Below are 12,328 nucleotides of genomic sequence, written 5' to 3' on the forward strand. Positions count from 1 at the left end.
AATGGGTTCGGAAAGGAGGGAGAACGAGTTGAATATTAGCTCTATGATCCGCGGGTTAATGGGAGATGGTAAACCGGGAGATGCCAAGACACTTGAGTTAAAGGAAGGACAAGTTGTTCGTGGTTCTGTAGTTAGTGTATCTGATGATGGTGGAGAGGCTGTGCTTCAGATCCAAGGAGTACAGGTGCGCGCCAAATTGGAGACCCCGCTTCGTCCAGGGGAGACAACACTTCTACAGGTTCAGCCTCCAGGAGAAAATGGGATGACCGTAATGAAACCTGTTGCTGGTTCTCTCGCAGAACTGCCGCAGGCTTCGCTGAATAATGTGTTGCAAGAAATCGGTCTAGCGGATACTAAAGACAACCGGGAACTATTGCTTGCCATGCAACGCAATGGACTGCCATTGACCAAAGATAATGTAGCCATGGTGCAAAATATGATGGCGACCAAACCTGCGAATGTCCCTGTGGAAGAATGGGTACAAGCGGCAGGGATTGCTTTTCAGCGAGGACTGCCAGTGACGACTGAAACGATGAAAGGATTACATCAAACGGTATTTGGACCTCCATTGCATCAGTTATTAAAGGGTCTAGCAGACCAGCTCGAGTCGCTGCTGTTACAATCACGAGGGGGTGCTGCTTCGGGTAAGGAGGGTGTGACCGGATTAGGAACTCAAGCGGGCACACCGGGGGGACAAGCAGGGAGTGCGGCAGCATCTCTTTCTGCACAGCCACAGGCGAGCACGGCTGAAGCAGCCAATCCCAACCTCCATCGGCAACCAGCTGGAACGCCGACAACAGGTGCATCCGTGAATGCAACCGGATCGCAAAGTGCTGTAGCGGATACAGGGCAGCAGGTGAAAAACGGCACAGGTCAAGCGAGCGCGGGACAGGCTGGGACTGAGACCGGAGCGAAAGGAATAGCCAGCAATCAAGAAACTGCTGGCAAAAGCAGTGCAGGTATTCCAGCAGGCACTGGAATACCTGGGGAAGGCCCGCGAAGCTCGGAAGCGGGCCAAGGTGTGAGCCGCCCGAGTTCGGCTGGGGCGGCAGAAGCTGCGGCCGTGCGTGCAGACGGCCGCACAGATTCGCCTGCTGCGTCGGGGACGTCATCCGCAGCAGGTCAGGGCGCGCCAGCACCTTCGGCAGTGCAACTGGCACCGAAGCTGCTGGCGCTGCTGGACGCGCTGCGCAGCGCGTCTCCTGCAGCACCGGCAATGCCGAGTGCGGCAGGACAAGCCGCCCCAGCTGCGCAGCAGGGCGGCCAGACGGCTGCGGCTGCCGCAGGCTCGCCGCAGCAGTCCTTGCCAGCCGGCGCTGATGCGCAGCCGGCTGGCGGTGTTGCCGCTGCACCTGCGGGAGCAGCGGCAGGGCACGTGCCCGTCACCCACGGGGGAGACCCGTGGGTGGGGCGCGTGCTCAAGCTGCTCGGTGCAGAGCACGAGCAGCAGGCAGTTCACGGCGCGGTGATTCAGCCGCGCGTGGGTGAAGCAGCGGGTCCAGCGAACGTGGACACGCTCAAGGGCTTGCTGCTGCAATTGGCCAGCAGCGATAGTGCCCCGGCGGCACTGAAAGATGCCGCCGCCCAAGCCGTGCAGTATCTGACCGGTCAGCAGCTTCTGCTTACCACGGATCGCAGTGCAACGTTTGCACAGATGCACTGGTTTATTCCAATTACGGGTCCGGACGGAGAACAGACCGCTTCGGTTCAGATTCAATCACGACGCGGGCGACGTGGGGAACTGGATGCCTCCAATTGCCGTCTGCTATTTGATCTGGATATGAGAAGTCTGGGGCATACCCTGGTTGATGTACATGTGGTGAATAATATTGTCAGTTTGCGTGTACTTAATGATCAGGAGGGCATGGCGGCTCTTCTGGAGAGTGGACGTGAGATGATCCATCAATCGCTTGATAAACTAGGATATCAGTTATTAACTTTCAAGGCTGAACCTTGGCCTGCTGGACAGGCGCCTGGGTCAGAACGTAAGATGACGGCAGCTGATTATAGCCCTAAGCGATACAAAGGGGTGGATTTCAAAATATGAAAGAAGATTCACCACAACCGGAACAGTTATCCAAAAAGGCAGTTGCACTGAAATATGTGCCTGGAGAAAATGAAGCGCCTGTAGTCATTGCTAAAGGCCGCGGCAAAGTAGCAGAAGCCATTTTGGAAAAAGCCAAGGAGAACGGTGTACCTGTACAGGAGGATGCGGCGCTAGTAGAGGTGCTCTCCAAACTGGATCTGGATGAACAGATCCCGGCGGAATTGTATCAACTGGTGGCCGAAGTGCTCACGTACGTGTATCAAGCAGACCGACTTGCCTCAGGCCGTCGTGAGAGTGAATCATGGTAAGCCCACGGTCAGGTCAGAATCCAAAGGGCAAGATGACTCGTCAGCAAAAAGGTCGGATTGGTGAAGAGGAAGCTTGCCGTTGGTTAGAGGAAAAGAATTATCACATCCTCGAGCGAAATTGGCGATGCCGGAGCGGCGAAGTGGATATTATCGCAACTCATGAGAATTTGTTGATTTTTGTAGAGGTTCGGAGCCGCAGTTCACATGTTATATTTGGTACTCCTCAAGAGTCAGTCGATCAGCGCAAAATGCAACAAGTTCGTTCGACGGCTGCGGTCTACATACAAAGGAGCGGTGAGCACCATCGTCAGGTTCGATTTGATGTCATTGCAGTTATGATCAACCATACAGGTGAGGTTGAATGTGTTAAACATGTAGAAAATGCATTTTAGCATTAGAATGCGTGATGAGCTTTTAGACAGAAGTTATGTCCAAGGCTCATCTTTTTTTATGGAATCCCTTCGGTTACTGCTGCATTCGCATTAGATGATTTCGGGCTATCGGAGGTTTCGAGTCTCGCAAAATAATAATAAGACAGATGACAGTAATTTTTCTAATATTTTTCTGGGCAAAGGATCTTTTGAATCTGTATAACAGAAGAGTGTATAATGAAGGCTGTAACTCGATGTGTACTATGTGGATAAGGAGGCTCACTGCCTATGAATAAAATGATAAACGCAGACAATGAAGTCCGCAATGCGATCATAAATCGCCGAACCGTCAAAAAATTTAAACAAGATCCTGTTCCAACGGAGCAAATTATCGACTTGCTGGATACAGCGGTTTGGGCACCAAATCATAAATTACGTGAACCATGGAGATTTGTGCTGTTTAATGGGAAAGGGCGGAAGAAACTCGCGGAAGCGATTGAAGCCGAGATGGGCGAAGATAACAAGTTTTCGGCCAACGTGCTACAGGTACCCGCCATTTTACTTGTTGTTCTGGATGAGGACCCAAGACAAGCAATATGGGATGAGGATTTTGCAGCAGTCAGTGCCTTGGTACAGAACTTTATGCTTGCTGCATGGAGTGAGCAGGTTGGAACGTTTTGGGTTACTAAACCATTTTTATATGCACCTAAATTCCGCAATGAACTGGGGATCGAGGGTGGAGAAAAAATCATTGGCATGATTTATATCGGGTATCCTGACGTGATACCATCTGCAAAAGAGCGTACGCCTGCTAAGGATAAGCTGACTTTGTTTGAATGACTCTTCACAGGATTAATTGAAGAGAATGCAATAAAAAAATTCTTTTTAGAAGAGAATCCAAAGGAAATCCATTAATATCATTGATTGATTAGTCGCTGTTTCAGCCAGAATCATTAATATTATTGTAAATAATCAGTTCATTTTCTTTAAAACAGCTCTTAATACGAAGAGCATCGGATACAAATCTAAGAGAGGTCACATTCTCTCAACGATTCTGGATATATCTGCTGTAATTATCAAGCCGTATAAGCTCCTTCATACACTATGAATGAAGGTGACGAATACGGCTTTTTGTGTTGTACCTGAATATCCCGTACTAAAATAAATTTAAGTCTAACTGTCGATACTGTATCGCTTCTGCCACATGTGCAGTCAAAATTTCACCTTCATGATCCAGATCCGCAATGGTTTGTGCCATCTTCATAATTCGGTCATGAGCACGCATGCTCAGATTCAGCGTGTGAAGTGTTTGGTCCAACAACTGTTCTGCTTCAAGATTGAGTTGAATCGTTTTACGCAGAAATGTGCCAGAGAGCTGACTGTTCCAACGTACCGAATGATTTGCGTAGCGTTTGGCCTGGATGGCATGAGCAGCCATCACTTTGGCTTGCATCTCAGTAGAAGTTGGAGAGGCTCCTGCTTTGCGCCAATCCCCGGGCGGGGGAACTTCGACTTGGAGATCGATTCGATCAAGCAGTGGGCCTGAAATTTTGGCTCGGTATGCTGCAACGCGAGCAGGGCTGCAGATACAGCGTTGTTCTTCTGCTTGAGCAGATAAATACCCACACGGGCAAGGGTTCATGGAACAGGCAAGCATAAACTGCGCAGGAAATGTAAATGCAGCTCTAGCTCGACTAATGGTTACGGTCTGATCCTCAAGCGGCTGTCTTAGGACTTCAAGAACTTGACGCTGAAACTCGGGCAGCTCATCCAGAAACAATATTCCACGATGAGCGAGACTGACTTCACCAGGCTTTGGAATTCCACCGCCTCCGATCAAACCAGAGGTGGATATCGTATGATGAGGCGAGCGGAAAGGTCTGTCAGCGATCAATCCAAGAGGAGCTTCTTTTAGCTGACCTGCAGCGCTCAATACTTTGGTTACTTCAAGTGCCTCTTCTTCCGATAAAGGCGGCAAAATTGTAGGTAGTCGCTTAATCAACATGGTCTTACCCGTACCAGGTGGGCCAACCAACATAATATTGTGCATTCCGGCAGCGGCAATCATCAAGGCACGCTTGACATGGTGCTGTCCCAGAACATCACTGAAATCTTCCGACAGAGAGGGAGAAGCAGTCCTCTTTTGATTCAGTTGCTCACTAGACGGTGCGGAGGTATGCAGATGGCTATAATCCGTTAGCTTGATCGTTGCAGCATTCGTTGAACCCGGAGATTCCGCTGTGGGAACAGGAGCGATCTCTTTCAAATGGCGTAGACCGTAAATTTTAATTCCACGAATAAGACGGGCTTCTTCCACATTATCATAAGGTAAAATAACGGAAGTGAAGCCTTGACGTTTGGCAAGGTCCACCATGGATAATATACCGGGTACAGGTCGAATGGAGCCATCTAGTGCCAACTCCCCCAATACTAAAGTTCTTTCTTGCGCAGGAAGAAGAAGCTGATTACTGGTTGTAAGCAAAGCGATCGCAATAGCAAGATCAAAGGAAGAGCCCTCTTTGCGCAGGTCAGCTGGGGCTAGATTGATCGTAATACGTTGCAAAGGATACTGGTATCCGCAGTTTTTGATCGCTGCACGAACCCGCTCCACAGCCTCTCGGATTGCTGAATCAGGTAGACCGATAATAGAAGTCAGAGGTAAACCGTTGGACAAATCCGTTTCCACTTCAATTAAAACACCATCAATTCCATAGAGACACGAGCTATATAATTTTCCGTACATAACAAAAAAACACCTCATTCGGGTAGTTAGCTCCACACAGGGCGGGCCAGTCTCGAATTAAGGTGCTTCCTCAGCTTCTACTAGCATTTTATATAAAAGAAATCAGAGCGTCAACCCATCCATGTTGTGAATTTGCATTGAGTTGCTGTGTATTAAATGGTTCTTTTCGGACTCGTTAATTTAAATATATTACTAGAAGATGTTAATTTCCTAAAATATATTTTATACAATTTAATTTATAATAATTAAATGAACAAGTAAAATAATTTGTGCTCAATTATTCTTTTTTTTATCTATTTTATGATAAGATAGTAGTGGGGACTTTATTATTCGTAGGGATGTTTAATAGCTAATTTCCTCGATAAGTAACATATAGTACATTAGGCAGGTGAGATAGACAACATGCAGACAGACCGTTTAAAACTGGATAATCAATTATGTTTCGCAATATACGCTTGTTCACGTGAGATTACAAAGTTGTATCAGCCTTATTTGGAAGTACTTGGTGTAACATACTCTCAGTATCTCGTGTTGATGGTATTGTGGGAGCGGGAAGAATGTACGGTGAAAGAGATCGGGGAAGCTTTATACCTTGACTCAGGCACGCTGACTCCTCTTCTGAAACGGTTGCAGACAGCCGGCCTCATTCATCGCGAGCGTTCAGCGCAAGACGAACGTAAAGTGATGATTACACTGACCGAAGAAGGTCGTGAGCTTAAGAATAAAGCGTTATCCATACCTGATGCCATCCAAGGTGATGCTTGCCTGAATAGTACGGAATTCGAAGCGCTCCTTGGTCAATTTAAGGGATTGCTAGAAAAAGTTCACGAAACAAACATAAAGACAGCGAAAAAGTAATAAAAGCATTGTTTCACGCAGAACCTTAGCCTTATGGGTTAAGGTTTTTTTCCATATATATCCAAGCATTCACTAAAAGGGATCATATCGATATCAAAAAGCTGTCTATTAATCATTACTTTTTTAAGGAAAGCGTTTTAAAAACATGGTACAATGAATTGGGTTTAAGTAAAAATAGTCAACATTTGTCTTTTGTTCGTCTACCAACCCGCCTTGTTGCAGTCATGTTGATAGGAGGATTCGAGAATGAATATCCATGAATATCAAGGAAAAGAAGTACTGAAACAGTATGGAGTTTCCGTTCCAAACGGAAAGGTTGCTTATACAGTCGATGAAGCGGTTGCAGCCGCAGAGGCACTGGGCAGTCCGGTGACTGTAGTTAAAGCACAAATTCACGCAGGGGGTCGGGGGAAAGCCGGCGGCGTGAAAGTGGCCAAAAGTTTAGAGGAAGTTCGTGCCTATGCATCCGAAATTTTGGGCAAAGTACTAGTAACCCATCAAACAGGACCAGAAGGTAAAGAAGTGAAACGTCTTCTGATTGAAGAAGGATGCGATATCCGCAAGGAGTATTATGTGGGTGTTGTTGTAGATCGTGCTACAGGACGTGTAGTCATGATGGCTTCCGAAGAAGGCGGTACAGAGATCGAAGAAGTAGCTGAAGCTACACCTGAGAAAATTTTCAAAGAGGTCGTTGACCCTGCAATCGGGCTTCAAGTGTTCCAGGCTCGCAAGCTGGCTTACAGCATTAAAATTCCGAATGAACTCGTGAACAAAGCTGTGAAATTCATGCTCGCGTTGTACAAGGCATTTGTAGAGAAAGACTGCTCCATTGCCGAGATCAACCCGCTGGTTGTTACCGGAGATGGAAACGTTATCGCGCTTGATGCCAAGCTGAACTTTGACTCCAATGCTCTATTCCGTCACAAAGATATTCAGGAGCTTCGTGACCTGGATGAGGAAGATGAAAAAGAAATCGAAGCTTCCAAATATGACCTCAGCTACATAGCGCTTGATGGCAACATTGGCTGCATGGTTAATGGTGCGGGACTTGCGATGGCGACAATGGACATCATCAAATATTATGGCGGCGACCCTGCCAACTTCCTCGATGTTGGGGGTGGTGCTACTACGGAGAAAGTTACGGAAGCATTCAAGATTATTCTGTCTGATGCCAAAGTAGCCGGAATCTTTGTGAACATCTTCGGTGGTATCATGCGTTGTGATGTCATTGCCAACGGTGTTGTTGAAGCTGCGAAGCAGCTTGGTCTGACCAAACCGCTGGTTGTTCGTCTTGAAGGAACTAACGTGGAATTGGGCAAACGCATTCTGGGAGAATCCGGTCTGAATATTGTTCCAGCCGATTCTATGGCCGATGGAGCACAGAAAATTGTTGCCCTCGTAAAATAAGTTCATTCCTTCGTACCGGAGCTGTCCGGGCATTGAAAAATAACCGTAAGGATGTGAAGCAACGTGAGTATTTTGATCGATAAAAATACAAAAGTCATTACGCAAGGCATTACGGGTTCAACGGGAATGTTCCACACGAAGGGCGCATTGGACTACGGAACCCAGATGGTAGGCGGTGTTACGCCGGGTAAAGGCGGAACGAATGTTGACATCACGCTGGAAGACGGTTCAGTAGTTAGTTTGCCAGTGTTTAACACTGTGCAGGAAGCGAAGGAAGCTACTGGCGCAACAGCGAGCGTCATCTATGTTCCACCTGCATTCGCAGCGGATTCAATCATGGAGGCTGTTGACGCAGAACTGGATCTCGTGATCTGTATTACAGAAGGTATTCCTGTTCTTGATATGGTTAAAGTTGACCGTTTCATGGAAGGCAAAAATACAGTATTGATTGGCCCTAACTGTCCGGGTGTTATTACACCAGGCGAGTGCAAAATTGGTATTATGCCTGGATATATCCATATGCCAGGACATGTCGGTGTCGTTTCCCGTAGTGGAACATTGACGTATGAAGCCGTTCATCAGCTCACAACTCGTGGCATTGGTCAATCTTCTGCCGTAGGAATCGGGGGAGACCCCGTTAAAGGCTCTGAGTTTATTGATATCCTGAAACGCTTCAATGAAGATCCTCAGACACATGCTGTCATTATGATCGGTGAGATTGGTGGTACTGCGGAAGAGGATGCAGCAGAGTGGGTAGCTGCTAACATGACGAAACCCGTAGTAGGTTTCATTGGTGGAGTTACAGCACCTCCAGGTAAACGTATGGGTCATGCTGGAGCGATTATCTCTGGTGGTAAAGGTACTGCCAAAGAGAAAATTGCAAAGCTTGAATCTTGCGGTATCAAAGTAGCCCCAACACCAGCTGAGATGGGTTCCACTTTGGTGAGCGTGCTTGAAGAACGTGGTATTTTGAATTTGTGCACGACACATTAATCCTATTCCGTTATAATAGAAGAAACAGCTCAGAAATAGATTCATTTCTGAAACCGTTGATTCTATAGCGGTAAAGGTAAGCAACCTTTTGTCCCTTAAACAGGGCGAATGGTTGCTTTTTTGCGTTTATTTTCCGAAAATGCCGTCAGATTTTGAAGGTACATGATGTAAACGCTTGCTATTTTACTTTACTTATCACACAATATGAGGGGAGTTTTCTCTCCTTAATTAAGGGAGGCCGTAACGTGGAAGATCGTTGGATTTTGTTGGGACTGTATGAAATGGAAGGGATCGGCAAGAAGAGTATTTCAAAATTAATAGATGGTGGGCATTTGTTGCAGGAGTTGTTTCTTTATGATGAGGGAGATTGGATTACGGCTGGAATGAGAAGAGATCAAGCGGCTCGTCTAGCAAAATGCTTTGATGTGAATTGGGTTGAAAGCAGAAGGCAACACGTTTATGATCGAGGGATAGAGGTTATTACTTATCTGGATTCGAATTATCCTATATTAATGAAGGAAACCGCTCAGCCTCCTTGGATTATGTATGCTCGAGGAGATATTCAGTTGTTACATCAGCCCTCGATCGCCATGGTAGGTACAAGAATGCCTACGGTTTACGGACGTAAAGTGGCGGAGAAGCTTGCAGAGCAATTATCTCAGGCTGGATTGACAGTTGTAAGTGGCCTTGCCAGGGGGATTGATCGTGTGTGTCATGAATCCGTACTGCGAGCAAACGGGAAAACGATTGCAGTATTCGGAACGGGGATCGATTGTGTTTATCCCCCTGAGAATAGAGGTCTTGCGGAGCAAATTGCTGAGAAAGGTCTGCTTTTGTCCGAATATCCCTTAGGTACCAAGGCTCGTCAGGGACTTTTTCCCGAGAGAAATCGGATAATTGCTGGATTAACGCTGGGAACCCTCGTTGTAGAAGCAGATGTAAGAAGTGGTTCGCTTATCACTGCAGATGCAGCATTGGAGGCAGGAAGGGATGTATTTGCGGTTCCAGGACCCATTACTTCTCCCAAGAGTCGAGGAGCCCATAATTTAATTCGTCAAGGAGCCAAAATGGTCACTTGTGCAGATGATTTATTGGAAGAATATCGTTTGGACTTGCAAAATGTAGAACAACTTCCTTACAATAGAGAGCGTTCACCAGAAAAGCTGGATCTGGCAGAGCGTAGTTGGTTCCCGGAAGTGGAGCGCACTTCAGATGAAAACCGTGTCATCGTGTTACTTGAACAAGAAGAACTGACTGTAGATCAACTCATTGATCGCTTAGGTTGGGATTTTGGACATTTACATTCAGTTCTGTTATCTTTAATCATAAAAAAGCAGATTAGCCAATTACCAGGAACGAAATATGCTAGGGTATGACGATGCTGCAACCTGTGCAGTATGTGGAATATATAAAAATAATAAGAATGAAATGAAAGTACATGAACACTAGTAAACACAGTTTCATGGCTGAGAGGAGGATGGACCTATGGCGGATGCACTCGTAATCGTGGAATCGCCCTCAAAGGCGAAGACGATTGGCAAGTATTTAGGCAGCAAATTCATCGTAAAAGCTTCGATGGGGCATGTTCGTGATTTGCCAAAGAGTCAGATCGGCGTTGAGGTAGAGAACGATTTTAATCCGAAATATATTACGATCCGCGGTAAAGGTTCAGTATTGAAGGAACTTAAGGATGCACGTAAGAAAGTGAAAAAAGTGTATCTCGCAGCCGACCCGGATCGTGAAGGTGAAGCCATTGCCTGGCATTTGGCACATGCGCTTGAATTGGATGATACAGCAGATTGCCGGGTTGTATTTAATGAAATTACCAAACAGGCGGTTAAGGATGCGTTCAAAACACCGCGTAAAATAAATATGGATCTGGTCAATGCACAGCAAGCTAGACGAATTCTGGATCGGCTCGTTGGATACAAGATCAGTCCACTATTATGGAAGAAAGTCAAAAAAGGGTTGTCAGCAGGACGCGTACAATCCGTGGCAGTCAAAATTATTTTGGATCGTGAAAATGAAATCGATGAATTCGAACCGGAAGAGTACTGGAGCATTACTGCCAAGCTGAGTGCAGACGGCAATCCGTTTGAAGCGAAGTTTCATAAGTTAAACGGAACCAAGACAGAGCTTGGCAGTGAGGAAGAAGTACAGGCGATTTTGAAACAGATTGAAAACGCCGACTTTACGATCAAGGAAGTGAAGGAGAAGGAGAGAACCCGTAACCCTTCTGCACCATTTACGACAAGTTCACTGCAGCAGGAAGCGGCACGTAAGCTCAATTTCCGGGCTTCCAAAACCATGTCCGTTGCACAACAACTATATGAAGGTGTAGACCTAGGAAAAGAAGGCACAGTCGGTCTGATCACGTATATGCGTACAGACTCGACTCGGATTGCAGCTTCTGCACAGGAAGAAGCCAAAGAATACATTATTGGCAAGTACGGTGAAAGCTTTGCACCTGAGAGTCCACGCAATTATTCTAAAAAGGCTTCAAATGCTCAGGATGCACACGAAGCTATTCGTCCGACATCCATATTGCGTGATCCAGATTCGATTAAATCCTTCATGAGTCGTGATCAATTCCGTTTATATAAGCTGATCTGGGAACGTTTTGTAGCAAGTCAGATGTCTTCGGCTATTTTAGATACTCTTTCAGTAGACATCGCAGCGGGAGATACGATCTTCCGTGCAGCAGGCTCAAAAGTACGCTTCCAAGGATTCATGAAAGTTTATGTTGAAGGCAACGACGATGGTACAACGGAGGAAGAGCGTTTACTGCCTCCACTTAAGAGTGGAGATGTTCTGGAGAAGCAGGAGATTGAGCCTAAACAGCACTTTACGCAGCCGCCACCACGTTACACAGAAGCGCGGCTTGTTAAGACACTTGAAGAGCTTGGCATAGGCAGACCAAGTACATATGCGCCAACACTGGAGACAATTCAGAAGCGCGGATATGTTGCAATTGAAGAGAAGAAATTTATGCCAACCGAGCTAGGTGAGCTCGTTATTGAGCAGATGGAAGAGTTTTTCCCGGAAATTTTGAATGTTGAGTTTACCGCTAACATGGAAGGTGACCTTGACCACGTAGAAGAAGGCTCGGAAGACTGGGTTAAAGTGCTAGCTGAATTCTATGAATCTTTCGAGAAACGACTGGAATTTGCTGAGGAAGAGATGAAAGAGATCGAGATCGAAGATGAGGTATCGGACGAGATCTGTGAAAAATGCGGTAAACCGCTCGTTTACAAACTGGGGCGTTTCGGAAAGTTCCTCGCGTGCTCTGGATTTCCTGATTGTCGCAATACGAAACCGATTATCAAAGATATCGGCGTAACATGTCCAAAGTGCAAGGAAGGGCATGTCGTTGAACGCCGTAGTAAAAAAGGACGTATCTTCTATGGATGTGACAAATATCCGGAATGTGATTTTGTATCCTGGGATAAACCATCGGCTAAGCCTTGTCCTAGCTGTGGGTCATTAATGATCGAGAAGCGAAACAAAAAGGGAGCCAGATTGCAATGTACTTCATGTGACCATCAGGAGACCGTGGAAGAATCAGATGATGAGTCAACGGATTAGCATATTATGGGGGTAA

At 46.5% G+C, this 12,328-nt stretch carries 10 protein-coding genes; 9 read left to right on the plus strand and 1 reads right to left on the minus strand.

Annotated elements, in window-relative coordinates:
- The first annotated feature begins 43 nt into the window (after positions 1–43).
- From PQG66_RS03170 to PQG66_RS03185, 4 genes are all read left to right on the plus strand, one after another.
- Entirely contained in the window at positions 44–2,047 is a 2,004-nt protein-coding gene (locus PQG66_RS03170) for a hypothetical protein (RefSeq protein WP_272035013.1), read from the plus strand.
- The gene (locus PQG66_RS03175; RefSeq protein ID WP_272035015.1) at positions 2,044–2,355 is read left to right on the plus strand and encodes an EscU/YscU/HrcU family type III secretion system export apparatus switch protein; all 312 of its coding nucleotides are present in this window, start codon (positions 2,044–2,046) and stop codon (positions 2,353–2,355) included. Before PQG66_RS03170 ends, PQG66_RS03175 begins: the two co-directional genes overlap by 4 nt.
- Positions 2,349–2,747, plus strand: coding sequence for a YraN family protein (locus tag PQG66_RS03180; protein ID WP_272035017.1), 399 nt, complete (start codon positions 2,349–2,351; stop codon positions 2,745–2,747). Before PQG66_RS03175 ends, PQG66_RS03180 begins: the two co-directional genes overlap by 7 nt.
- A gap of 276 nt (positions 2,748–3,023) precedes the next feature.
- Complete coding sequence (locus PQG66_RS03185; protein ID WP_442955030.1) at positions 3,024–3,566, plus strand: nitroreductase family protein; 543 nt, start codon at positions 3,024–3,026, stop codon at positions 3,564–3,566.
- Between the two features lie 316 nt (positions 3,567–3,882).
- On the opposite strand, the gene PQG66_RS03190 is transcribed toward PQG66_RS03185, so the two are convergent.
- The gene (locus tag PQG66_RS03190; RefSeq protein WP_272035021.1) at positions 3,883–5,469 is read right to left on the minus strand and encodes a YifB family Mg chelatase-like AAA ATPase; all 1,587 of its coding nucleotides are present in this window, start codon (positions 5,467–5,469) and stop codon (positions 3,883–3,885) included.
- A gap of 402 nt (positions 5,470–5,871) precedes the next feature.
- On the opposite strand from PQG66_RS03190, the gene PQG66_RS03195 reads away from it, so the two are divergent.
- The 5 genes from PQG66_RS03195 to topA all read left to right on the plus strand — a co-directional run bounded on the left by PQG66_RS03195 (position 5,872) and on the right by topA (position 12,312).
- Entirely contained in the window at positions 5,872–6,327 is a 456-nt protein-coding gene (locus PQG66_RS03195) for a MarR family winged helix-turn-helix transcriptional regulator (RefSeq protein WP_272035023.1), read from the plus strand.
- A gap of 246 nt (positions 6,328–6,573) precedes the next feature.
- Complete coding sequence (gene sucC, locus PQG66_RS03200; protein ID WP_272035025.1) at positions 6,574–7,734, plus strand: ADP-forming succinate--CoA ligase subunit beta; 1,161 nt, start codon at positions 6,574–6,576, stop codon at positions 7,732–7,734.
- Positions 7,735–7,797: 63 nt separating this feature from the next.
- Positions 7,798–8,727, plus strand: a complete 930-nt coding sequence (sucD, locus tag PQG66_RS03205; RefSeq protein WP_110893179.1) for a succinate--CoA ligase subunit alpha — start codon at positions 7,798–7,800, stop codon at positions 8,725–8,727.
- Between the two features lie 245 nt (positions 8,728–8,972).
- Entirely contained in the window at positions 8,973–10,103 is a 1,131-nt protein-coding gene (gene dprA, locus PQG66_RS03210) for a DNA-processing protein DprA (RefSeq protein ID WP_272035029.1), read from the plus strand.
- Positions 10,104–10,212: 109 nt separating this feature from the next.
- Positions 10,213–12,312 carry a type I DNA topoisomerase gene (topA, locus tag PQG66_RS03215; RefSeq protein WP_272035031.1) on the plus strand — a complete coding sequence of 700 codons (2,100 nt, stop codon included), beginning with the start codon at positions 10,213–10,215 and terminating at the stop codon, positions 12,310–12,312.
- Positions 12,313–12,328: the final 16 nt, after the last annotated feature.

It is taken from the genome of Paenibacillus sp. JJ-100, from assembly GCF_948329825.1.
GTDB lineage: Bacteria > Bacillota > Bacilli > Paenibacillales > Paenibacillaceae > Paenibacillus.